At 61.5% G+C, this 23996-nt stretch carries 21 protein-coding genes and 1 pseudogene; 16 read left to right on the top strand and 6 right to left on the bottom strand.

From position 1 onward, the window contains the following. Positions 1–49: 49 nt before the first annotated feature. On the bottom strand, positions 50–706 hold the full coding sequence (locus tag PMI01S_RS10205) for a class I SAM-dependent methyltransferase (RefSeq protein ID WP_084319671.1): 657 nt from the start codon (positions 704–706) through the stop codon (positions 50–52). Next, positions 703–1167 carry a YbaY family lipoprotein gene (locus tag PMI01S_RS10210; RefSeq protein ID WP_084319736.1) on the bottom strand — a complete coding sequence of 155 codons (465 nt, stop codon included), beginning with the start codon at positions 1165–1167 and terminating at the stop codon, positions 703–705. The genes PMI01S_RS10205 and PMI01S_RS10210 overlap by 4 nt, the downstream gene beginning before the upstream one ends. 128 nt (positions 1168–1295) lie before the next feature. On the opposite strand from PMI01S_RS10210, the gene nrdR reads away from it, so the two are divergent. The 12 genes from nrdR (at position 1296) to PMI01S_RS10270 (ending at position 10112) form a co-directional block, all read left to right on the top strand. After that, entirely contained in the window at positions 1296–1760 is a 465-nt protein-coding gene (gene nrdR, locus PMI01S_RS10215) for a transcriptional regulator NrdR (protein ID WP_003228656.1), read from the top strand. Beyond that, on the top strand, positions 1757–2890 hold the full coding sequence (ribD, locus tag PMI01S_RS10220) for a bifunctional diaminohydroxyphosphoribosylaminopyrimidine deaminase/5-amino-6-(5-phosphoribosylamino)uracil reductase RibD (protein WP_084319672.1): 1134 nt from the start codon (positions 1757–1759) through the stop codon (positions 2888–2890). Before nrdR ends, ribD begins: the two co-directional genes overlap by 4 nt. A 45-nt stretch (positions 2891–2935) precedes the next feature. After that, positions 2936–3598: a riboflavin synthase gene (locus PMI01S_RS10225; protein WP_084319673.1), complete on the top strand. Its 663-nt coding sequence runs from the start codon at positions 2936–2938 to the stop codon at positions 3596–3598. Between the two features lie 16 nt (positions 3599–3614). Then, on the top strand, positions 3615–4706 hold the full coding sequence (gene ribBA, locus PMI01S_RS10230) for a bifunctional 3,4-dihydroxy-2-butanone-4-phosphate synthase/GTP cyclohydrolase II (RefSeq protein ID WP_017341037.1): 1092 nt from the start codon (positions 3615–3617) through the stop codon (positions 4704–4706). A gap of 91 nt (positions 4707–4797) precedes the next feature. Next, entirely contained in the window at positions 4798–5274 is a 477-nt protein-coding gene (ribH, locus tag PMI01S_RS10235) for a 6,7-dimethyl-8-ribityllumazine synthase (protein WP_003228649.1), read from the top strand. Then, positions 5271–5771: a transcription antitermination factor NusB gene (gene nusB, locus PMI01S_RS10240; RefSeq protein ID WP_008042952.1), complete on the top strand. Its 501-nt coding sequence runs from the start codon at positions 5271–5273 to the stop codon at positions 5769–5771. The genes ribH and nusB overlap by 4 nt, the downstream gene beginning before the upstream one ends. 27 nt (positions 5772–5798) lie before the next feature. Next, the gene (gene thiL, locus PMI01S_RS10245) at positions 5799–6764 is read left to right on the top strand and encodes a thiamine-phosphate kinase (RefSeq protein WP_084319674.1); all 966 of its coding nucleotides are present in this window, start codon (positions 5799–5801) and stop codon (positions 6762–6764) included. Next, the gene (locus tag PMI01S_RS10250; RefSeq protein WP_008033735.1) at positions 6761–7264 is read left to right on the top strand and encodes a phosphatidylglycerophosphatase A family protein; all 504 of its coding nucleotides are present in this window, start codon (positions 6761–6763) and stop codon (positions 7262–7264) included. The genes thiL and PMI01S_RS10250 overlap by 4 nt, the downstream gene beginning before the upstream one ends. Before the next feature lie 24 nt (positions 7265–7288). Continuing rightward, positions 7289–8026 (top strand): substrate-binding periplasmic protein, encoded by a 738-nt coding sequence (locus tag PMI01S_RS10255; protein WP_084319675.1) that lies wholly within the window; start codon positions 7289–7291, stop codon positions 8024–8026. 252 nt (positions 8027–8278) lie between these two features. Then, positions 8279–8896, top strand: coding sequence for a GTP cyclohydrolase II (gene ribA, locus PMI01S_RS10260; protein ID WP_008033730.1), 618 nt, complete (start codon positions 8279–8281; stop codon positions 8894–8896). Further along, positions 8893–9312: an MFS transporter gene (locus tag PMI01S_RS10265; RefSeq protein WP_084319676.1), complete on the top strand. Its 420-nt coding sequence runs from the start codon at positions 8893–8895 to the stop codon at positions 9310–9312. Before ribA ends, PMI01S_RS10265 begins: the two co-directional genes overlap by 4 nt. After that, positions 9312–10112: a cobalamin-binding protein gene (locus tag PMI01S_RS10270; protein WP_084319677.1), complete on the top strand. Its 801-nt coding sequence runs from the start codon at positions 9312–9314 to the stop codon at positions 10110–10112. Before PMI01S_RS10265 ends, PMI01S_RS10270 begins: the two co-directional genes overlap by 1 nt. A 138-nt stretch (positions 10113–10250) precedes the next feature. On the opposite strand, the pseudogene PMI01S_RS10275 reads toward PMI01S_RS10270, so the two are convergent. From PMI01S_RS10275 to PMI01S_RS10290, 4 genes and pseudogenes are all read right to left on the bottom strand, one after another. Then, positions 10251–12135, bottom strand: a pseudogene (locus PMI01S_RS10275) (TonB-dependent receptor domain-containing protein). A gap of 116 nt (positions 12136–12251) precedes the next feature. After that, a complete protein-coding gene (dxs, locus tag PMI01S_RS10280; RefSeq protein ID WP_084319678.1) occupies positions 12252–14150 on the bottom strand; it encodes a 1-deoxy-D-xylulose-5-phosphate synthase in 1899 nt (632 codons plus the stop codon). Positions 14151–14241: 91 nt separating this feature from the next. After that, positions 14242–15129: a (2E,6E)-farnesyl diphosphate synthase gene (gene ispA / locus PMI01S_RS10285; protein ID WP_084319679.1), complete on the bottom strand. Its 888-nt coding sequence runs from the start codon at positions 15127–15129 to the stop codon at positions 14242–14244. Next, positions 15126–15368 carry an exodeoxyribonuclease VII small subunit gene (locus PMI01S_RS10290; protein ID WP_007970180.1) on the bottom strand — a complete coding sequence of 81 codons (243 nt, stop codon included), beginning with the start codon at positions 15366–15368 and terminating at the stop codon, positions 15126–15128. Before PMI01S_RS10290 ends, ispA begins: the two co-directional genes overlap by 4 nt. Before the next feature lie 891 nt (positions 15369–16259). Between PMI01S_RS10290 and PMI01S_RS10295 the strand changes: the two genes are divergently transcribed. Genes PMI01S_RS10295 through PMI01S_RS10310 form a run of 4 tightly spaced genes read left to right on the top strand, consistent with a single transcriptional unit; the run spans position 16260 to position 23996 of the window. Further along, positions 16260–17051: a YfaP family protein gene (locus PMI01S_RS10295; RefSeq protein ID WP_084319680.1), complete on the top strand. Its 792-nt coding sequence runs from the start codon at positions 16260–16262 to the stop codon at positions 17049–17051. A 35-nt stretch (positions 17052–17086) separates the two neighbouring features. Continuing rightward, complete coding sequence (locus tag PMI01S_RS10300; protein ID WP_084319681.1) at positions 17087–18799, top strand: DUF2138 domain-containing protein; 1713 nt, start codon at positions 17087–17089, stop codon at positions 18797–18799. Further along, positions 18784–19434, top strand: a complete 651-nt coding sequence (locus PMI01S_RS10305) for a DUF1175 domain-containing protein (protein WP_084319682.1) — start codon at positions 18784–18786, stop codon at positions 19432–19434. Before PMI01S_RS10300 ends, PMI01S_RS10305 begins: the two co-directional genes overlap by 16 nt. After that, complete coding sequence (locus PMI01S_RS10310) at positions 19431–23996, top strand: alpha-2-macroglobulin family protein (RefSeq protein ID WP_084319683.1); 4566 nt, start codon at positions 19431–19433, stop codon at positions 23994–23996. Before PMI01S_RS10305 ends, PMI01S_RS10310 begins: the two co-directional genes overlap by 4 nt.

Raw genomic sequence — 23996 nt, forward strand, 5'->3', positions numbered from 1 at the left:
TATGAACGATACAAAACAAGCGTGGGAGCGGGCTTGCTCGCGAAAGCTTTTAGCCGCGTCGCGCGTGGTACAGGCTCACATGCCGAAACTCTTCCGGCTCACACAGATCCGGCAACGTCATCGCTTCCAGCATTTCGATGTGCCGATACAGCGGATGACGAAAATCCCTCACCCGCGAATCCGCCACCAGCGCCTCCCGGCCACGGCTCAAAAACTCATCGAGCAGCGGCAGGTTCGCCCGGTCATACAACACGTCGGCCACCAGAATCAGATCAAACCGGTCCGCCTCGGCGAAAAAGTCCGTCGAGTAGCTGAGTTCCACTTCATTGAGTTCGGCATTCGCCCGACACGCGGCAATCGCCAGAGGGTCCAGGTCGCAGGCCACCACTTCCAGCGCCCCGGCCTTCACGGCGGCAATCCCCGCGACCCCGGAACCTGCGCCGAAATCCAGCACGCGTTTGCCTTTGACCCACTCGGGACATTCGGCGAGATAACGGGCCACTGCGAGCCCGCTGGCCCAGCAGAAACTCCAGTACGGCGGCTCATGCAGGATCCGTCGGGTTTCTTCCGGGCTGAAGGCGCGATCCATGTTGTCGCCGTCGATCAGCCAGAGTTTCAGCTCGGTATCGGGCAATGCGACAGGGACAAGCTGCGCATCACCCAGCAGTTCACTTAACGCCTGTTGCAGGTCGAGCGGTGCAATCATGGCGCTTTGACGAATTGCAGCTGGCCCAGGGCCTGCGTGGTTGGCTGCGTGATGGTTTGCGACGGCAGGTGCAAAATCAGCTGGCCGGACTGGCTGGCGCGGCCCCGCAGTTCAACGCGGGCACCGACCGGGAAGGATTCCGGGTTGAAACGCAAATGAAACGGCAACACCTGATTGGTGCCGATCAGGCTCGAACTGGCGAGCAGTTGCTGCGGGCGGTCCTTTTCGTCGATCACCAGCAGCGCCAGTTCGACTTCGGCGCCGGCCGGCACGCCTTGCAGGGTGCCGCTCAATTCACGCTGATAGGCGGGCAGCGGGCCGAGGTTGGCGGACTCTTTGGCTTTTTTCTGCGCCGCCTGAGGGGCAGGCCCTGGCGTCGGCGGCTGGGGCTTGGGTGCATCGCTGCTACAGGCCACCAACAGGCTGAAAAGGCTGAGCAATACGAGCGGTCTGAGTGACATTAGCGGCTCCAGCAAGGTGAAATCCATGGATCGTTCTATATAGCCCGTCTGTATACCGCAAACCCTATGGCTTGTCTTGCCACCGGGATGCGCTACCATGGCCCTCCCTTTTTTTGTTGCCTGCCACCATGCACTGTCCCTTCTGCGGTGCCAACGACACCAAGGTCATCGACTCGCGTCTGGTCGCCGAGGGCGAACAGGTGCGCCGCCGGCGCGAATGCCTGGCCTGCGGCGAGCGTTTCACGACGTTCGAAACCGCTGAACTGGTGTTGCCGCGCCTGATCAAAACCGACGGCAGCCGCCAGCCGTTCGACGAAGAAAAACTGCGCGCCGGCATGCAGCGTGCGCTGGAGAAGCGCCCGGTGAGTGTCGAGCGCCTCGAATCGTCGCTGGTGCACATCAAACACAAACTGCGCGCCACCGGCGAGCGCGAGGTCAAGTCCCTCGTGGTCGGTGAACTGGTGATGGCCGAGCTGCAAAAGCTCGACGAAGTCGCCTACATTCGTTTCGCCTCCGTGTATCGGCGCTTCCAGGACCTCAACGAGTTCCGAGAAGAGATCGATCGCCTGGCCCGTGAGCCGGTGAAAGAATGACCACCTCCCCAGAACAAGCCATCCTCGACGCCCATTACATGGCCCGCGCCCTGGAACTGGCGCGCAAAGGCCATTACACGACACACCCCAACCCGCGTGTTGGCTGTGTGATCGTGAAGGACGGGCAGATTGTCGGCGAAGGCTGGCACGAGCGTACCGGCGAACCCCACGCCGAAGTCCACGCCCTGCGTGCCGCCGGCGACAAGGCCCGTGGCGCCACCGCTTACGTGACCCTCGAACCGTGCAGCCACCACGGCCGCACGCCGCCCTGCGCCGATGCACTGGTGAATGCCGGCGTCGCCCGCGTGGTCGCGGCGATGCAGGACCCGAACCCGTCGGTGGCCGGTCGCGGCATGCAGCGTCTGGCCCAGGCCGGCATCGCTATCGAAAGCGGCGTGCTGGAAGGCGAGGCGCGCAAGCTCAATCAAGGCTTCCTCAAGCGCATGGAGCATGGCTTGCCGTTCGTGCGGGTCAAGTTGGCCATGAGTCTCGACGGTCGTACGGCGATGGAAAGCGGCGAGAGCCAATGGATCACCGGCCCGGCCGCACGTTCTGCGGTGCAGCGCCTGCGCGCCCAGGCCAGTGTGGTGCTGACCGGCGCCGACACGGTGCTGGCGGACAATGCCCGCTTGACCGTGCGCGCTGACGAGTTGGGACTGGACGCCGAGCAAACCGCTTTGGCCATGAGCCGACCGCCGCTGCGCGTGCTGATCGACGGCCGTCTGCGAGTGCCGCTGGACGCGCCGTTCTTCAAGGCCGGCCCGGCATTGGTCGCCACCTGCATGGCAATCGAAGAGCAATACGCCAACGGTCCGGAATGCCTGATTGTGGCGGGCGACGATGGTTTGGTTGACCTGCGCAAGTTGCTGGTCGAACTGGCCAATCGCGGGGTCAACGAGGTGCTGGTCGAAGCAGGCCCGCGTCTGGCCGGGGCTTTCGCCCAGCAAGGCTTGGTGGATGAGTTCCAGATTTTCATCGCCGGCAAGTTCCTCGGTTCTTCCGCCCGCCCATTGCTGGACTGGCCGCTGGCGCAGATGAAAGACGCGCCCGAGCTCAAAATCACCGAAATCCGCGCGGTTGGCGATGACTGGCGAGTCATTGCCATTCCTGCGCCAGCGGCGAGCGTATAATTCCGGCCTGCGCCACGCGACGGCCCTGTTCTCGAGGAGGACTTCATGTTTACCGGCATCATCGAATCCATCGGCAGTATTCGTGCATTGACCCCAAAAGGCGGAGATGTGCGGGTCCATGTAGAAACCGGCAAGCTCGATCTGAGCGACGTCAAACTGGGCGACAGCATCGCGGTCAACGGCGTGTGCCTGACAGCCGTTGAATTGCCAGGCAACGGCTTTGCGGCGGACGTCAGCCGCGAAACCCTCGACTGCACCGCCATGAACGACCTGAAAAGCGGCAGCCCGGTCAATCTGGAAAAAGCCCTGACCCCGACCACTCGCCTCGGCGGGCACCTGGTCAGCGGTCACGTTGATGGCGTGGGCGAGGTCGTTGCCCGCACCGAGAACGCACGCGCCGTGGAGTTCCGCATCCGTGCACCGAAAGAGTTGGCCAAGTACATCGCCCACAAAGGCTCGATCACCGTCGACGGCACCAGCCTGACCGTGAACGCGGTCGATGGCGCCGAGTTCCTGCTGACGATCATTCCGCACACCCTGAGCGAAACCATCATGGCGTCGTACCAGCCAGGTCGCCGGGTGAATCTGGAAGTGGACTTGCTGGCACGTTATCTGGAGCGCCTGTTGCTGGGCGACAAGGCTGCAGAGCCAGCCTCCAGTAACATTACCGAAAGCTTTCTGGCCGCCAACGGCTACCTAAAATCCTGACCCAAGGGGGTGCCTTGTGGCGCTCAATAGCATCGAAGAACTGGTTGAAGACATCCGCCAAGGCAAGATGGTCATCCTCATGGATGACGAAGACCGCGAGAACGAAGGCGACCTGATCATGGCCGCCGAGTGCTGCCAGCCTGAACACATCAACTTCATGGCCAAGCACGCCCGTGGCCTGATCTGCATGCCGATGAGCCGCGAACGCTGCGAACTGCTGAAGCTGCCGCTGATGGCTCCGCGCAACGGTTCCGGTTTCGGCACCAAGTTCACCGTCTCCATCGAAGCCGCCACCGGCGTGACCACCGGCATCTCCGCCGCCGACCGTGCGCGCACCGTGCAGGCCGCTGCCGCGAAAGACGCCAAGGCTGAAGACATCGTCAGCCCTGGCCACATTTTCCCGCTGATGGCGCAAGCGGGTGGCACCCTGGCTCGCGCCGGCCACACTGAAGCGGCTTGCGACCTCGCGCGCATGGCCGGTTTCGAGCCGAGCGGCGTGATCTGCGAAGTGATGAACGACGACGGCACCATGTCCCGTCGCGCCGAACTGGAAGCGTTCGCCGCCGAGCACAACATCAAGATCGGCACCATCGCCGACCTGATTCACTACCGGATGATCCACGAACGTACCGTTCAGCGGATTGCCGAGCAGCCGCTGGACAGCGAACTGGGCCAATTCAACCTGGTGACCTATCGTGATTCCGTGGAAGGCGACGTGCACATGGCCCTGACCCTGGGCAACGTGTGCGCCGAAGAACCGACCCTGGTTCGCGTGCATAACATGGACCCGCTGCGCGACCTGTTGATGGTCAAGCAGCCTGGCCGCTGGAGCCTGCGTGCCGCCATGGCCGCGGTTGCCGAGGCTGGCAGCGGTGTGGTGCTGTTGCTCGGTCACCCGCTCGATGGCGACGTGTTGCTGGCGCACATCCGTGAAACAGCGGAGCACGCACCGGTGAAAAAACCGACCACCTACAGCATTGTCGGTGCCGGTTCGCAGATCCTCCGGGACCTGGGCGTACGCAAAATGCGCCTGATGAGTGCGCCGATGAAATTTAATGCGATATCCGGTTTCGATCTGGAAGTTGTAGAATACGTGCCCTCCGAATAATGACCGGTTGTTTCCGGCCCTGTATTCGCGGTTCAAATATCACTGAGGGACGCGTAGAAGACGCGTCCCGGCTCTTTAAGAGATCTAACGAATGACCCTGAAGACCATCGAAGGTACCTTCATCGCCCCTAAAGGCCGCTACGCTCTGGTAGTAGGCCGTTTCAACAGCTTCGTCGTTGAAAGCCTGGTCAGCGGTGCAGTTGATGCCCTGGTTCGCCATGGCGTGAGCGAAAGCGACATCACCATCATCCGTGCGCCTGGCGCCTTCGAAATCCCGCTGGTTGCGCAGAAAGTCGCTCAGAAGGGCGAGTTCGCAGCCATCATCGCTCTGGGCGCGGTCATTCGTGGCGGTACTCCGCACTTTGAATACGTGGCGGGCGAATGCACCAAGGGCCTGGCCCAAGTGTCCATGGAGTTCGGCGTTCCGGTCGCTTTCGGCGTGCTGACCGTTGACTCCATCGAGCAAGCCATCGAACGTTCCGGCACCAAGGCCGGTAACAAAGGTGCCGAAGCTGCCCTGTCCGCTCTGGAAATGGTCAGCCTGCTGGCGCAGTTGGAGGCCAAGTGATTAGCGACGAAAGCGATCGTTTCAACCCGCGCGATCCAAAGCCTGCGGATGCCGGCAAGCCATCGAAAAGCGTCAAGCGTCGCGAAGCCCGTCAGCTTGCGACTCAGGCGCTGTACCAGTGGCACATGGCCAGGCAGTCGCTGAACGAGATCGAAGCGCAGTTCCGGGTCGATAACGATTTCAGCGATGTCGACGGTGCCTACTTCCGTGAAATCCTCCACGGGGTTCCCGCGCAGAAGGACAGGATCGATGCCGCGCTCACGCCTTGCCTGGACCTGACCATCGAAGAGCTGGACCCGGTTGAACTGGCGGTATTGCGCCTGTCCACCTGGGAACTGCTCGAGCGCGTCGACGTGCCGTACCGCGTTGTGATCAACGAAGGGATCGAACTGGCGAAAGTCTTCGGTTCCACCGACGGCCACAAGTTCGTCAACGGTGTACTCGACAAGCTGGCCCCGCGTCTGCGTGAAGCTGAAGTGAAGGCGTTCAAGCGCTGATTGGCGCTTGGACTCTTTGTCTCAGCCATGGGCGAGTTTGAGCTGATCCGCAATTTTTTCGCCGCCGCGCCTTGTGCGCAGGGCGGCGAAGGCGTTGCTCTCGGGATCGGCGATGACTGCGCCTTGCTCGCTGTTCCTTCTGGGGAACAGTTGGCGATTTCCACCGACACGCTGGTTGCCGGCGTGCACTTCGCAGACCCTTGCGACCCGTTTCTGCTCGGTCAGCGCTCGCTGGCCGTGGCCGTCAGTGATCTGGCTGCCATGGGCGCCACCCCCATTGCCTTTACCCTTGCCCTGACCTTGCCTTCGGCGACTGCCGATTGGCTGCAAGCGTATGCCCGTGGTTTGAGCCTCATGGCGCAACGCTGCGGTGTGGCGCTGGTGGGTGGCGATACCACTCGTGGGCCGTTGAGCCTGACCATGACCGTGTTCGGGCGTGTGCCGAGCGGTTTGGCGCTGACCCGCAGCGGTGCGCAGGTCGGCGATTTGTTGTGTGTCGGCGGTGAGCTGGGCAACGCCGCCGGGGCCTTGCCGCTGGTGCTTGGTCAGCGAACCGCCGAAGCCGTCATCGCCGATCCGTTGCTGGCACATTACTGGGCGCCGCAACCGCAACTCGCGTTGGGTCAGGCATTGCGTGGCAAGGCGACGTCGGCACTGGACATCTCCGATGGCCTGCTCGCCGACTGCGGGCACATCGCGCTGGCGTCGAGGGTCGGCATTGAGGTTGAACGGGACCGCTTGCCGCTGTCCAAGGCTTTAGTGGCTTTCCTCGGTCAATCGGGCGCCGAACACTCCGCACTGAGCGGCGGAGACGATTACGTGCTGGCTTTTACCTTGCCGTCCGTCGAATTGCCGCAACTGGTGGCCGATGGCTGGCCGATCCATGTGGTCGGGCGTGTGGTGACGGGGCAGGGCGTCGTGCTGCTGGATGCTGCCGGGCAAGACATCACCCCGCAAAAACGGGGCTATCAACATTTTCGGGAGACACCGTGACAGATCATCCCAAACAGGTTCCGGCGGAATTCGTACCGCCGTCGGTCTGGCGCAATCCATGGCATTTCCTGGCGTTCGGCTTCGGTTCGGGCACCTTGCCAAAGGCGCCGGGCACTTGGGGGTCGTTGGTTGCGCTACCCTTTATTCCGTTGTGGCAGATGCTGCCCGACTGGGGCTACTGGCTGATGCTGGGCATCACCATGCTGTTCGGCTTCTGGCTGTGCGGCAAAGTGGCCGACGATTTGCGGGTGCACGACCACGAAGGCATCGTCTGGGACGAAATGGTCGGGATGTGGATCACCCTGTGGCTGGTGCCGGAAGGCTGGTACTGGTTGCTCGCGGGTTTTTTGGTGTTCCGCTTCTTCGACATTCTCAAGCCGTGGCCGATTCACTGGATTGACCGCCATGTGCACGGTGGCGTCGGGATCATGCTCGACGACGTATTGGCCGGGGTGTTCGCATGGTTGGCGATGCAGGGGCTGGTATGGATTTTCGCCTGATGCCTGGCGGAGCAGGGGACTAGGATGGCTCGACGCTGGTTGGCTGTAATGGGTTTCGCCCTGTTTGCTTCGCTCGCCCAGGCGGGGGAGGCAGTGACAACGCCATCAGTGATCCATCTGGCCAGCGAAGACTGGGAAGGCTACACCGCCGCCGATGGCCATGGCCTGGGTTGGGACGTGTTGCGGGAGGTTTTCGAACCGGCCGGCGTCAAATTGAACATTCGTACCGAACCTTATATCCGTGCCATCGGGCTGGCCCAGCGGGGAGAAGTGGACGCCTGTGTCGGCGGTTATCGCGACGAGGTCAGCGATCTGCTGTATCCGCGCTGGAATTACGACACCGATCACATCTATGCCCTGGGGCTGGCGAGTAACCCGGCACCGACTCTGGAGACCCTGGGCAATTATCGACTGGCCTGGGTCCGCGGCTACGATTTCCAGAATTACCTGCCCAGCATTAACCGCTATAAAGAAGTCGCTCGGCGCACCGGCATTCTGTCGATGCTGACCTACAATCGCGCCGACTACTACATTGATGCGCTGACCGAAATTGATGACATGGTCCGCCGGGCCACGGATCCGTCCCTGTTCCGGCGCACGCATATTGCAGAACTGCCGCTGTACCTGTGTTTTGCCGATACGCCCAAGGCGCGGAAGTTGATGGCGCTGTTTGACCAGCGAATGGAGGTGCTGGTCAAAAGCGGCCGGCTGAAACCGATCTTCGAACGCTGGAAACAGCCGTACCCGTTCGATCGGAACTGAGCGCAGATACCGCGGTACACCGCGAAGTTCGTAGGCGCCGGTTTGCTGGCGATGGCGTCCATTCAGGCGATAAATATGCAGGCTGAACCTCCGCTATCGCCAGCAAGCCGGCTCCTACAGGTTCTTATGCGGGGGCGGTGATCAAACTTTTAGATCGTTATGCTCCATAATTCAGCCTAAGCGTCTGTAGGAACGTGCTGTTACAATGCCGCGTCTGCGAATCTCCAGTACTTATTGATCAGGAGCACACCGGTGCCTGTCGTTTTTGTCGCCGCTTCCAAGCTGCCAACGCCTTTTGCGCAATTCACCATGCACGGCTTTCTCGATGAAGAAAACGGGCGCGAGCACGTTGTGCTGAGCCTCGGTGAGTTCGACGACGGTGCGCCGGTACTCGGTCGCTTGCACTCCGAATGCCTGACCGGCGATGCCTTGTTCAGCCAGCGCTGCGACTGCGGCTCGCAACTCGAGGCCGCCTTGCAGGCCATCGCCCGTGAAGGCCGTGGCGTGTTGCTGTACCTGCGTCAGGAAGGTCGCGGCATTGGCCTGCTGAACAAGATCCGCGCCTATGAATTGCAGGACGGCGGTGCCGATACCGTTGAAGCCAACGAACGTCTGGGCTTTGCCGCCGACCAGCGCGACTACGCCATGTGCCTGCCGATGCTTGAGCATCTGGGCGTGAAATCCCTGCGTCTGATGACCAACAATCCACGCAAGGTCAAAGCCCTGACCGACATGGGCATTGTGGTTGCCGAGCGCGTGCCGCTGCATACCGGCCACAATCCGCACAACAAACTCTACCTGGCCACCAAGGCCAGCAAGCTTGACCACATGATGGGCAACGAGCATCAGGGCGAGGTAGACCGGGCGTGACCCGCGGTCAGGTGCGGCGGCGATTGTCCGTCAACTGGTGGCAATACCTGGCGCTGGCCTTGTTGCCGCTGTTCGTGATCAACGGCGTATTTGGCCAGGGCGAGGCGCTTCTGCCCGTATTGGCGATGCCGCTGTTCATCGCCGGTGTGGCGTCGATGTTTGTCAGCCTGAAGTTTTTCGGTGGCTACAAACACGCGCTGATCGCCACCCAGAAAGCCCTCGATACTCCTGAAGAGCCTGCCGCGTGGATTATCCTGGCTGCCAAGCGCCGTGCTGCGTTTCTGGCCGCCGCTTTACCGGCGTGGATCGGTGCGTTGGCCGTCTTCGTCGGGCTCGAAGCGGTGCCGTTGGTGTTGTTGGCGTTGTCGACGACGGTGCTGTTCTACCTCTACCGTATTCCGCGTCAACTCGGCTGATGTGCCGCATCGGGCTGGCGGTTTTGCTGCTGGCCATCAGCGGCCTGGCCTCTGCAGTCGAACGCGTCGTCAGTCTCGCGCCGTCCCTGTCTGAAATCGTTGTTGAACTGGGTTCGGCTGATCTTCTGGTCGGTGTGCTCGATGCGGGTGATCGTCCTGCTGAACTCAAAGACCTTCCTTCCGTTGGCCGCTACGGCCAGTTGGACATGGAGCGGCTGCTCAGCCTGAAACCCGATTTGCTGCTGCTCTGGCCCGGCAGTGTCGGCCCGGCTCAGCGTGAGCAACTCAAGCGATTGAACATTCCCACCTACGTCGCTGACCCCCACAATCTTGAACAACTGACCACGCAAATCGAGGCGATCGCCCTGCAGTTGGGCCGTCCCGAACGTGGCGTTTCATTGGCCAGCAATCTGCGTCAGCGCCTCGATTCACTGCGCCAGCACTATCGACGGGATGAACCGTTGCGAGTGTTTTATCAGGTCTGGGATCGTCCGCTGTACACCGTCGGCGGCGGGCAGATCATCAGCGATGCGCTGCAAGTGTGCGGCGCGCGCAATGTGTTTGCTGATCTGGCGCTACCGGCGCCGCAGGTCAGCGTGGAAGCGGTGTTGCAGCGTAACCCCGAGGTGATTTTGGCCGGTGATCAGGCGCAGTTGGAGGCGTGGAAGGCTTGGCCGCAGGTGGCTGCGGTGGCGCAGGGGCGATTGCGGATGGTGACGGATAAAGGGCTGGAGCGGCCGAGTGGGCAGATGATCGAGGCGACGGCCAGGCTGTGCCAAGTCATCGCGCCCGACCGCTAAGACCGAGGTGCGGCCATCGCGAGCAAGCCCGCTCCCACATTTGATCTTCAGTGGGCACAGGATTTGTGTGCGGCCGAGATCAAATGTGGGAGCGGGCTTGCTCGCGAAGAGGCCTGCTCAGACACCCTGAATTTCAGATCAGATCTTCGGCGTCCAGGTCACCCCAAACATCCACGCCCGACCTTCCTCGCGATACCCGAACTGACCGCCGTCATGACTGTACAACAGCCCGGCTGTACTCCTTGTCCAGCAGGTTATCAACCTTCAGCTCAAACTTGATCTCACGATTCAGCTCCCAACTGCTGCGCAATCCCAGCAGCGCGTATCCGCCTAACGGTTGCTGATTGTTCTCATCGTCATAACTGCTGCTCACCGCTTGCCAACTGGCGCCGACACCCAGTCGATCGAACTGCCGATCCAGATCCAGGCTCAACGTCCGCCGTGCGCGACGCGCCAGGGTGTGGCCACTGTCGCGATCCCGCGGGTCGATGATCGCTACGCCAAGAGCGCTCTGCCAGCCGAACAGTTCTTGCTTCAACGCCGCTTCAAATCCGTTGATCCGCGCCGAGGCGACGTTCTGCGGGCGGTCGTTGCTGCCGAAGATGATCGCGTCCTTGAGGTCGGTACGATACAGCGACGCTTCGAGGCGACTGGTATCGGTCAGCTGACTGCGCCATTGCAGCTCGTAGCTCTTCGAGGTTTCAGGCTTCAGGTCCGGATTGCTGAAATCCGGGTAATACAAGTCATTGAACGTCGGTGCGCGAAAGCCTTCGCTGTAGGTCAGCAGCACGTCGTTGTCCGGGTTCAACGGCAAGGTGAACGTGCCGCTCCAGCTGTTCTGGCTGCCGAACTGCTGGTTCTGGTCTCGGCGCAGGCCCAGTTCCGTGGAGAAACTGTCTGCCTGATAGCGATGCTGGATAAACGCCGCGCGGTTCCAGCGGCTGTCCTCGTCGAACGCTGTGCTGCTGTTGATGCGGTCTTCGTACCAGTCACCGCCGAGGATCAGGCTGTTGCGCGCGTCGAGCGCCAGGTCGTTCTGCCAGTTCAGCGAGTCGCGGTAAGTGTTGAACACGCCGCGTTCGTCGCTGAGCTTGTCGAGGGATTTTTCGCGGTTTTCGCCGTGGCCGAATTCGACGCGGGTTTTCCACAGGTCGTTGATGCGCGCATCGACGTAACTGCTGAGGCTACTCACCGTGAACTCGTTGTAAGGCTGCTGCTGGGCCGATTTGAAGGTGGTGCTGTCGAAGCGGCCGAACGGATTGTCGAATGCGCTTTTGCCGCGGTTATCCAGAAGGTTGGCGCCGATTTCGATGTCATCGGTGAGGGCGTGACTCAGGCTCAGACTCAACGACTTGTTGCGATACTCATCGTGATCGCCATCGCTCGGGTACGACTCGTGGGTGCGATTGATCCCGGCGGTTTCATCGAGGCTGGCGCCCAGGTTGAAGCGGGTTTGCTCATCGCCCCCGGACACGCCGAGGCTGCGCTCCCAGGTTTGGTGGCTGCCGAAGCCCACATGCAGACGCGGTTGCAGGCCTTGTTCGGTGCCTCGGCGGGTGAAAATCTGGATCACCCCGCCAATCGCATCGCTACCGTAAATCACCGAACGGGAGCCGCGCAGCACTTCCACGCGCTCGACCTGTTCGATGTTGAGGTGTTGCAGGTTGCTGTCGCCGGAAGTCGAGTTGCCGATGCGTTGACCATCCACCAGCACCAGACTTTGCGCCGATTTCGTCCCGCGAATGTAAATCCCCGGCAGGCTCCCGCGCCCACCTGTTTGCCCGACTTGCACGCCCGGCACACGACGCAGCAGGTCCGTGACGCTGTCGGGTTGCAAACGGTCGATGTCTTCGCGGGTGAACACGGTATTGGCGGCGCTGCTGTCGTTGCGGGCCTCGACCTGGCGGTTGGCGCTGATCAGCACATCGGGCAGCTTCAGGGCCTGGTTGCGTTCGAAAGTGTCAGCCAGGAGTGGGCCGGACGGCAGAAGCGTCAACGTCAAGGCGAGGGGGGAGAAATTCATGATTTTTTCGTAGAAGCGCAGAAGTACACGGTCCCTGTAGGAGCCGGCTTGCTGGCGATGGCGTCCTTGAAAACGCCATCGCCAGCAAGCCGGCTCCTACAGGTGTGAAATCGGGTTTACAAGGCCAGCAGTTGCAGGCGTTCGCGGATCGACGCTTCGATCCCTGCTTCATCCAGCCCACACTCGGCCAGCATTTGCGCAGGCTTGGCGTGTTCGACATACACATCCGGCAAGCCCAGGTGCAGCATAGACTTGAGGATGTTTTCCCGGGCGAGGAATTCACTGACCGCACCACCGGCACCGCCCATGATCGCGTTTTCTTCGATGGTCACCAGCAGCTCATGGCTGCCGGCAATCTCGCGAACCAGCGCTTCATCCAGCGGTTTGACGAAACGCATGTCGACCACAGTGGCATCCAGCGTCTCGGCGACTTTCAGCGCTTCGGCCAGTTGCACGCCAAACACCAGCAGGGCGACTTTGCTGCCCTGGCGGCGAACCACGCCTTTGCCGATTTCGATCGGTTGCAGGTCTTTCTCGATCGTTGCGTTCGGACCGTTGCCGCGTGGGTAACGCACCGCCGCCGGGCCGTTGTACAGGTGGCCGGTGGTGAGCATTTTGCGCAGCTCGTTTTCATCGCTAGGGGTCATCACCAGCATGCCGGGGATGCAGCGCAGGAACGACAGATCGAAGCTGCCCGCGTGCGTCGGGCCGTCTTCGCCCACCAGACCTGCGCGGTCGATGGCGAACAATACGTCGAGGTTTTGCACCGCGACGTCATGAATCAATTGGTCGTAGCCGCGCTGCAGGAACGTCGAGTAAATCGCCACAACCGGCTTTGCGCCTTCGCAGGCCATGCCGGCCGCGAGGGTCACGGCGTGTTGCTCGGCAATGGCCACGTCGAAATAGCGCAGCGGAAAACGCTCGCTGAACGCCACCAGATCGGAGCCTTCCTTCATGGCAGGCGTAATACCGACCAGGCGTGGATCAGAAGCGGCCATGTCGCACAGCCATTCACCGAACACGCCGGAATACTTCGGCCCGCCCGCTTTTTTCGGTGCGGCGGCCGGTGCGTCGACAGGTTCGAGTTTGGTGATCGCGTGGTAACCGATCGGGTCGACTTCCGCGGGGGCGAAGCCTTTGCCTTTCTTGGTGACGACGTGGAGGAATTGCGGGCCTTTCAGATCGCGCATGTTGCGCAGGGTGGCGATCAGGGTCGGCAGGTCGTGGCCATCGATCGGGCCGATGTAGTTCCAGCCCAGTTCTTCGAACAGCGTGCCGGGGACCAGCATGCCTTTGGCGTATTCTTCGGTGCGGCGGGCGATTTCCCAGGCGCCGGGCAGGCGCGACAGGACCTTTTTGCTGCCTTCGCGCATGCTCGCGTAGGTGCGGCTGGAAAGGATTTTCGCCAGGTAATTCGACAGGCCACCGACGTTGCGCGAGATCGACATGTCGTTGTCGTTGAGGATCACCAACATATTGGCGTCCACTTCCGGCGCGTGGTTCAGCGCCTCGAACGCCATGCCGGCGGTCAACGCGCCGTCGCCGATCACCGCAATCGCCTTGCGATCACTGTTTTGCAGGCGGGCGGCAATGGCCATGCCCAGGGCTGCGCTGATCGAGGTGCTGGAGTGACCGACGCCAAAGGTGTCGTACTCGCTCTCGGAACGACGCGGGAAGGCGGCGACGCCGTCCTTCTGACGCAGGGTGCCCATGCGCTCGCGACGGCCGGTGAGGATTTTGTGCGGATAAGCCTGATGACCCACGTCCCACACCAGCCGGTCGTCCGGGGTGTCGAAGACGTAATGCAACGCGATGGTCAGCTCGATGACGCCCAGGCCGGCACCGAAATGCCCGCCGGTCTGACCGACCGTGTAGAGCAATTCCAGGCGCAACTCATCGGCCAGGGTTTCCAGCTCGGCTTCGCCTAACCGGCGCAGGCCGTCCGGCGTGTTGGCACGGTCGAGCAGGGGCGTGGTCGGGCGCTTGCGGGGAATCTCATGAAACGTCGTGGGCATCAGGCGAATCGTTATAGGTATAAAAGATGCGGCAGTTTACCTGATGCATCGCCCCCTGCCCACGCGTTGGTCTTTTTTGGCGGATACGCCGTCAGTTGCGGCGGTCGACGATATAACGGGCCAGATCGCGCAACGGCTCGGCGGCCGCGTCAAACGGTCGCAGCGCGTGCAGGGCCTGGTCGCGCAGTTCCAGGGCGTAGGCCTTGGCTGCATCGAGGCCAAGCAGGGCCGGGTAGGTCGGCTTGTCGCGAGCGATGTCGGCGCCCTGGCGTTTGCCGAGGGTTTCGGTATCGCTTTCGACGTCGAGAATGTCGTCCTGCACCTGGAACGCCAGGCCGATGGCCTGTGCATACGCCTGCAAGGACTTCAGTTCGTCCTTCTCTGCACGGCCACTGGCGAGGGCGCCGAGTTTGACGCTGACCTCGATCAGCGCGCCGGTCTTGTGCCGGTGCATGGTCTCGAGGGCTTTTTGATCGAGTTTCAGACCGACCGAACCGAGGTCGATGGCTTGGCCGCCGACCATACCGGCCGGACCTGCCGCCAGCGCCAGTGCGCTGACCATTTTCAGGCGAATTTCTGCGTCCGACGAGCTCAGGCGCGGGTCGAGCAGGGCGCTGAAGGCCAGGCTCTGCAAGCCGTCGCCGGCGAGAATCGCGCAGGCTTCGTCGAATTTCTTGTGGGTGGTCGGCTGGCCGCGACGCAGATCGTCGTCGTCCATCGCCGGCAAGTCGTCGTGAACCAGCGAGTAAGCGTGGATCAGCTCCACCGCGCAGGCCGCGCCGTTGGCTTGCTCAGCCTTGCCGCCCAGCGCTTCGCAGGCGGCGTAGGCGAGCAGCGGACGCACGCGTTTGCCGCCGTTCATCACGCTGTAGCGCATGGCTTCGTACAGCCGCACGAGTTCAGGGCTTGGCGCGTTGAACAAGGTTTCCAGTGCCGCATTGACGCGGGCCTGGCTGGTCGCCGAATACGCTGCAATCATTCTGGTTGATCCGCGTCAAAGGGTTCCTCGGCCAGCTCGCCATCACGTTCGAGCAGCACTTGAACCTTTTGCTCGGCCTGGGCCAGCGCTGCCTGGCAATCGCGGGTCAGACCGATGCCTTGCTCGAAAGCCGCCAGCGAGTCTTCCAGCGACAGTTCGCCGTTCTCCAGTCGCTCCACCAGCGTTTGCAGGTCGGCGAGGGATTGTTCGAAATCCAGTGCAGCTTTTTTGCGGGCCATGGCGGCGATTTCCGGTTGACGTTAAACCGGCGCGACACTAGCAGACATGGGGGTTATGGGCAAATGAGGGCATTGTCTGCTGTGTGGTTGGTTGGGGGGATATCCGTTTTTGCGGTAACGGCTTCTATGTGGTTCCGTCCTTACGGCGGGTTACTTTGAAAAGCGCCAAGTAACCAAGCGCTTTTGCCCCTTTCGTTCGGTGCCTCGAGGGGACGTGCACCTCAAGATCAAAAGCGGAAGGCGAGCTAACGCTCGGGCTGATGAGTGGTGAAAGTCAAAAGCAAACGCGATTCCCTGTAGGAGCCGGCTTGCTGGCGATAGCGTCCGTCCAGTCAATAAATTTGTTGGATGACCCACCGCCATCGCCAGCAAGCCGGCTCCTACAGGGGGATGTGTACGATCATAGAAACAGGTCGGCTGGCAGGCCGCCTCGCTTTGGCTTTTGTTTTTGATCTTGATCTGCACCGTACGTCAGGGGCGCAGGCGTTTGGTTACTTTGCGCTTTTCAAAGTAACCCGCCGTAAGGGCGGAACCCATAGCGGCCGTTACCGCAGTAATGGATGTGTACACCCTCAAAAAACAAGTGGCCTGATGCTCAGCCATCGCTAGCAAGCCAGCTCCTACAGGGGGGCCGGGTACACCCGCAGTACAGGATGATTCGGCTCATTTTGTGAGCCGAATAAGGCCGCTATTCGGCTCACGCCTCGCTTTCACCGTGATTCCCGCCACAAATAAAGATGTGTCTGATTGTTAAAAACCCGCCAAATGGCTAACCTTCGCGCCTTCAACGACCCAATAGTCACGGGTCTTTCTGACGAAACGCAGTATTTGGATCTGTAACGCGCCGAGGATCAGGCGCAAGGTTTCGTTATGCATGGCAGGAGGCGTCACATGCGTTCATTTTTTCTATGCCTGATAGGGTGGGTCTGCGCAATCGCAGCCTGGGCCGAGCCGACGGCAGAGCTGTCGGAACCGGTGGGCGGCTGGCGCTACAACGGCCTGCTCGATCGAAGCGAAAACCCCCAAGTCGCCTATCCCACACCGCCCATCGACCGGGGCGTGCAGCGCAATCGCACGATGATTCAAGGCCAGCTCAAGGCCATCGGCACGCAACGCGGGCCGCACACGCTGGCAGTCAACGGCAATCCACTGAACCTCTACACCGACGACCAGGGGCGTTTCGCCCGGCCGTATGCATTCGGTGCCGGCTCCAACAGCGTCGAAGTGCGCAGTGTCGAAGGCAAATCCCTCAAGCGCGTCCAATTCTACGAAGCCAACAACCTGCGCACCCCGGCGCGGATTCGCGTGGTGCTGGGTTGGGACGATCCGAAAGCCGAGCTCGACCTGCACATCGTCACGCCCGACGGCCAGCATGCGTTCTGGGCTCACCCGGCGATGAACAACGGCGGAGGCCTGGACCCGGACGGCGTCGACGGTCCCGGCCCGGAAATGTTCACCATGACCGCCCCGCTGCATGGCACCTATCTGGTTTACGTGAACTATTGGGGCAACTTCGGCAGTGGCGGCTATAACTTCGATGAGACCAGCAACCAGAACGAGGTGATCACCTCGCAAATCAATCTGGTGCTCAATGAAAACACCGTCGACGAAAAACGCGAGACCTTCATCGTGCCCCTGCGCGCGATCGGTGACCTGCTGCTGGTCAAGACTTTCAACTATTAAGCATCCCGCACCACGGATGAATTGGGCTTTGTGAAATGAGCGATAACACTGTGACTCCGGCCGCGGCCGCACCCGCTGCCAAACCTTCCCGTCGCTGGCCGGCGCTGCTGGTCGGGTTATGCCTGGTGGCTGGCGTGGCGGCCGGACTTGGCTGGTTCATGCACAAACCCAAGGCGCCGCCCGCAGAGTTGGCCAGCGACAAACTGGGCATGAGCCGCCCGGACGGCTTGCTGGAAACCCATTCCTTGAGCCAGTTGCCCAAGGACTTGCTGGCGGTGCCGTTCCTCAAGGAAACCCTCACCGAAGATTTCGTCTTCTATTACGAAGCCCATGCCGATCGCCTCGGCTTGATCGGCAGTCTGCGGCGGATCATCTACGAGCATGACCTGAAGTTGCAGGACAGCCTGATCGAACAGCTTTTCGATCAACCGGCGGATGTGGCGCTGTGGCGGGGGGCGGATGGTCGTCTGAAAGATTTTTTGCTGGTGATGGATCGCGGTGGTCTGGCCAAGGTGCTGGAGCCGCTGGCGAAAGTGGCGCTGGATGATTCGCAGCTGACCCAGCTCAGTGAAATCAAGGTCGGTGGCGATGTGGTGCCGCTGTATCAACTGACCTACAACAACAGCAAAACGTTGGTGTTCGCCTCCTATGGCGACAAGTTGGTGGTGCTGTCCAACCCTTCGAAGCTGTATGACACCGGCCACGGCTCGACTGACGAGCGCGGCATGGTGTCGACCCAAGCGCTGGAAGCATTGCTCGGCGGCCAGAAACTGTTCCCTGAAGCCTTCGGCCTGCCACCCCGTGCCCCTGAAGTGAAACAACGCCTGTCGGTCAATTCCAGCGTTCTGGCCATGGGTTACCAGCGTTTCATCCCGAACTTCGCCGGCCTGCGCTTCGACATGGACGACAAGGGCTGGCACAGCTTTCTCGCCATGGACGAACTGGAAAACCAGCCGGACTTCGATTTCAAACCGATCTGGCGAGCCATGCCGATGGGCGCGAGCGCTTGCGTAGCGCTGCCACTGGCTGCCGAACAACAGAAACCATTGCTGGTGAAACTCGGCGCCGAAGAAACCGTGGCCCAGGCCCTGACCGAACACATGGCCGGTGCCGCCGGCCTGTGCTGGTACGCCGATTCGCGGCTGTACACGCCGCTGCTGGTGGCCAGCCTGAATGATGACGACAGCGCCAAACTCGACGGCGACCTGGGCAACCTGTTCAACTCGATGGTCGGCGCTTATGAAGGCAACGTCGAAGAACACGCGTTCCCGGTGGTGGAAAAACAGGAAGGCGAAAACCACCAGTGGCAGCGCCAGGTCAGCTCCAACTTCGGCCCTTACAAAGCCAAGGATGCCGAGAACCCGGACGCGATCACCGGCAAGGCGTTCATGAAAGTCAGCCTGGCGCGTCACGGTTCGACGCTGCTGTTTTCCCTTGACGACAAGCTGGTTGAAAAAGCCGTCGGCACCCTCGACAAACGCTTCCCGCCGATGGCCGATGTGGTGCCCAAAGACCTGCTGATGCCGGTCTACTTCGGCCCGGATTCCATGGCGCAACTGATGCAGCAGGAAACCCTCGACAGCCTGCCGCAGGACATGGAGCCGGTGTTCTACAACGCCGCGCAAACCTACCTGATCCCGAAACTGCGCAAGCTCGGCGGCTACGGAAAATACGCGCTGACGTTGCCGGAAGGCAGCGAGCCTGACGGCCATTGGCAATGGCTGCCGCTGGAATGGAAAGCCCTGTGACCGCACTTATCCGAGGCCTCGGCCTGCTGGCGATGTTGCTGGGCAGTCGCGCATTTGCCAGCGACGCTGCGCCGCTCGACCCGCAGCAATCCCAAGTGTTCCGTGCCTGGTTCGTGCGCATCGCCCAGGAGCAACTGACCCAGGGCCCGAGCCCGCGCTGGTATCAGCAGGACTGCGCCGGGCTTGTGCGTTTCGCCGCCAACGAAGCGCTGAAAGTCCACGACGATAAATGGCTGCGCAGCAATGGCCTGTCCAACCGCTACCTGCCGCCGGAACTGCAACTGAGCGAGGCCCAACGCAGCCTCGCCCAGCAATGGCAGCAGGGCGGCGGCAAGGTCGGGCCGTACGTCAACGCGATCAAACTGATTCAGTTCAACAGCCATCTGGTGGGCCGCGACCTGGCGCAAGCCCGGCCCGGTGACCTGATGTTTTTCGATCAGGGCGACGACCAGCACCTGATGATCTGGATGGGCCGCTACATCGCCTATCACACCGGCACTACCACCCCCACTGACAACGGCATGCGATCCGCGAGCCTGCAGCAACTCATGACATGGAAGGACACCCGATGGATACCCGACGCAGCCAACCCCAACTTCATCGGCGTCTATCGACTGAACTTTCTCTCCCAATGACCGGTGCCCGCATGCTGCGTTTTCTGTCTCTACTGTTGGTATTGGTGCTGCCTTTTTCGGCCGTGAATGCCGAAGACACTGTCGAGCCGAGCGGCTACACGCCGGTGGCCGGTGAAAGCTTTTTCCTGCTGGCCGACAGTAGTTTCGCCAGCGACGAACAGGCGATGGTGCGTCTCGAAGCACCGGGCCGCGACTATCGCCGTTTCCGCATGGAGCCTTACGGCGGTGCCGACATTCGCGTGTACCGCATCGACAAGCCGCTGGATTTCCTCAAGCGCCAGAAGAACCTGCACCGCGTGGTCAGCGACGGCCAGTTCAAGGGCGAAGGCCTGTCGAATACCCTCGCGTACCTGTGGGACAACTGGTACCGCAAATCCCGTCGCGTGATGCAGCGGGCGTTTTCCTACGAGTCGCGCAAACAAGTCACCGAGGAAGTGCCGGAACTGAAGATGGGCACCGCCATCGCCGCGCCAACGCCTTATGACGCCCAGCCACAATTCGCATTGATTCCGGGCCTGCCGGTGGTCAGTCAGTTCCGTTATCCACTGTGGCAAGCCAAACCGATCCAGCCGCCAGAAGGCGTGAATCTGGCCGGTTCTTCCAGCGAGTTCGTCACTGTCGCGCCGGGCAACGTCTACATCCCGTTGGGCAATCTGAAACCGGGCCTGTATCTGGTGGAAGCGCTGATCGGCAAGTACCGCGCAACCACCATGGTTTTCGTCTCCAACACCGTGGCCGTGAGCAAGATTGCCGGTGATGAACTGCTGGTCTGGGCTGCGCGCAAACACGAAGGCAGTTCAGTGCCGAAAGTGAATGTGCTGTGGACCGATGGCCTCGGCGTGATGAGCAGCGGCGCCACCGATGCCGATGGTTTGTTGCGCCTGAAACACGTCAGCCCCGAGCGTTCGTTCGTGATCGGCGAGGACGAAGAGGGCGGGGTGTTTGTCTCCGAGAACTTCTATTACGACAGCGAAATCTACGACACCAAACTCTATGCGTTCACCGACCGGCCGCTGTATCGGCCGGGGGATTGGGTGTCGCTGAAAATCGTCGGTCGCGAGTTCAAGAATGCCCGGGATTCCGTGGCGCCAACCGCTGCCGACGTCAATGTGACGGTGCTCGATGCCACGGGCACCGCGCTGCAAACGCTGGCGCTGAAACTCGATTCCAAGGCCGGCACCCAAGGTCGTTTCCAGTTGCCGGACAACGCCGTGGCCGGTGGTTATGAACTGCGTTTCAGCTACAAGGATCAGGCCTACAGCAGCGCCTTCCGCGTGGCCGAATACATCAAGCCGCACTTCGAAATCTCGTTGAACCTGGCCAAGCAGGATTACCGCACCGGCGAACCGGTGAAAGGCAATCTGGTGTTGCTGTACCCCGACGGCAAACCGGTGGCCGATGCCAGGTTGACCCTGAGCCTGCGAGCACAGCAACTGTCGATGGTCGATAACGAGCTGCAATACCTCGGGCAATTCCCGGTGGAACTGACCAGCACTGAATTGACCACTGACGCCAAAGGCAACGCGACCCTCGACCTGCCGGCCGCCGAGAAACCGAGCCGTTACATGCTCACCGTTTTCGCCAGCGATGGCGCGGCATACCGGGTCAGGACCACCAAGGAAATCCTCATCGATCGAGGCGCGGCGAGTTTCAGCCTGCGTGCGCCGCAGCGCTTCAGTGCGGTGGGCGACAAGGTTGCGTTCAGCTATGTGAATGAAGGTGGCAGCGAGCAGAGCAAAGCGGTCACGCCGAGCAGTTACCGCTGGGTGCGTCTGGAAGACCAGAGCACCGGCGAAGGCAAACTCGCTGCGAGCGATAAAAGCTTCACGTTGGCCTTTGAGCGTCCCGGCACCTACAACCTGACATTGAAGGATGAGCAGGGTCGCGTGGTCGGTGCGGCCGGTCATTCTGTCACCGGTGACGGCGTCAAAGCCGTGCCCGGCACCGTGGAAATCGTCCTCGACAAACCCGAGTACAAGGCGGGCGACGAAGCTCTTGCGCTGATCACTTTCCCGGAGCCCGTCAGCGATGCCTTGCTGTCGCTGGAACGCGACAAAGTCGAGGCCACGGCGCTGCTGTCCAAGGGCGGCGACTGGCTGAAGATGGAAAAACTCAGCGACACTCAATACCGCGCACGCATTCCGGTGAAGGACAATTTCGCGCCGAACCTGACGTTCTCGGTGCTGTACACCAAGGGCGGTCAATACAGCTTCCAGAATGCCGGGATCAAGGTGATTGCGCCGCAGATCGACGTGGCCATCGCCACGGATAAAGAGGCGTATCAACCGGGTGATACCGTGTCTGTAGACCTCACCACCCAGTTCGCCGGCAAGCCGATTCCGGCGCACCTGACGGTCAGCGTGGTCGATGAAATGGTCTACGCGCTGCAACCGGAAGTCGCGCCGACCATCGACCAGTTCTTCTACCACCCGCGCCGCAACAACGTGCGCACCAGCGCCAGTCTGTCGTTCATCAGCTACGACGTCGCGTTGCCGGGCAGCCCTGGTGCACCGGGCAAAGCCAATCGCAGCGAACGCGGCGTGAAAGTGCTGGAGCGGCCGCGTCGTGAAGACGTCGACACCGCCGCATGGCAGCCGGAATTGATCACCGATGCCAACGGCAAAACCCGCTTCACCTTCAAGATGCCGGACTCGCTGACCCGCTGGCGCATCACCGCGCGAGCCATCGCCGATGACGGTCAGGTCGGGCAGAAAAAGCAGTTCGTGCGTTCGGAAAAACCGCTGTACCTGAAGTGGAGTGGCCCGAGCAAATTCCGCACGGGCGACAAACCGGATCTCGGTGTGTTCGCCTTCAGTCAGGCGGAAAAACCGGTCAAGGCTGAGCTAGTGATTCACTACGCCGGCGCCGAACAGCGGGTGCCGGTGACGCTGAACAACGGCATCAACTACATCGCTTTGCCGGCGTTTGCCTTGGCCACTGGCGAGTGGACCGCCGAGCTGGTGCAGGACGGCAAAACCGCTGACGCGCTGGCCGTGCGCCTGACCGCGACCGGCGAAGGCTGGCAGGTCACCCAAAGCCAAAGCCTGGACGTGGCCAGCGGTGATACACCGCTGAGCTTGCCGGCGGACGCAACGGACATTCGCCTGCGTCTGGATGACAGTCCGCAAGCGCTGTTCCGCTCGGCGCTCGATGATTTGCTGAGCTATCCGTACGGCGGCGTCGAGCAGACGGCCAGTCGTTTGCTGCCATTGAGCATCGCGTACCCGACCTTGTCGTCGAATCCGCCGATCCGCGATCGCCTGCGCCTGATCATGCAGAACAGCCGTCTGCGCCTGGTGCAAATGGCCGGCCCATCCGCGAGTTTCACCTGGTGGGGCATGGACGGTGAGCCGGATGCGTTCCTCACCGCGTACGCCTACTACGCCGACTGGCACGCCAGCAAAGCGCTGGAGCTGAGCCTGCCGCCGGAGCATTGGCAGCGGGTGCTGGAGGTCTATTCGAAACAGGCGAAAAACACACCACTGCTGCAACGGGCGTTGATCCTGTCGTTCGCCAAACAGATGCAATTGCCGGTGAATACCTTGCTCAGCGGTTTGATGGATGACCTGGCGAAAGCGGGCGAGGGCAATGCGGCGAACTTGATGGAGGATGGCGAAGACAGCATTGTCATGAGCGATCCGGATTCGGCGCTCGGGTTGGCGGCGGCGCGGACGTTGACGGCATCGTTGGCTCGTCAGTCCAAGGTGACCTTGCCCGAGGCGTTCAATCGTCAATTGCCGGATGCGCAACAGCGTCTGGCGGTGAGTTCCCAGCCATTTGCCGAAGCGCTGAACCTGTCGCTGCAAGCCTTCGATCAGGCTCACGCACAAGCCTTGTTGCAACGTCTGTTGCCACAGCAATCGACCCTGGAACGCGCGTTGGCGCTGACCTGGTTGCAACGCAGCATTGAGCAGGCTTCGCCGACCATTGCACTGGCTCCGGGTGAGGGCTGGAAGAAAAACTACGGTGACACCGGCGAGATGTACTGGACGTGGCAGGGCGCTGCGCCGGTGCCCGCCGTATTGTCGCTGGCCGGAACGCAAGAACGCCCGTTGCGGGCAGCGTTGAGTTTTCAGACCCGGCAACCGCCGATTGATCCGATGGCCGTGACCATCACCCGTCGCCTGTCGCGTCTGGTGCCGGGTGACGAAGCTTTCACGTTCAAACTGGAAGCGGTCGGCACCAAGCCGTTGTCCAGCGACAGCCTGTATCTGGACGAAGTGATCATCACCAGCAAAGCCGCCAAACCGCTGCGCTACGGGATGATCGAAGTGCCGTTGCCACCGGGCGCGGACGTCGAGCGCACCACGTGGGGCATCAAGTTGATGGGCAAGGCCGGCACTGAACCGACGGCGCTGGAGAAGGCGCGCTTCGAGCCGGGGCAGATGGCTTACGCGATTCCGGTGGATGCCTTGAGCGGCGAATTGCGTCTGCGTCATCTGGTGCGCTTCTCGCAGAAAGGCCAGTTCAACCTGCCGCCGGTGCGCTTCACTCAGGTCTACGCGCCGCAGCATCAGGCCCAGGAACAGAAACCGGCGCTTGGTCAGGTCACGGTCAACTGA

The organism is Pseudomonas migulae NBRC 103157, from assembly GCF_002091715.1.
GTDB classification, from domain to species: Bacteria; Pseudomonadota; Gammaproteobacteria; order Pseudomonadales; family Pseudomonadaceae; genus Aquipseudomonas; species Aquipseudomonas migulae_A.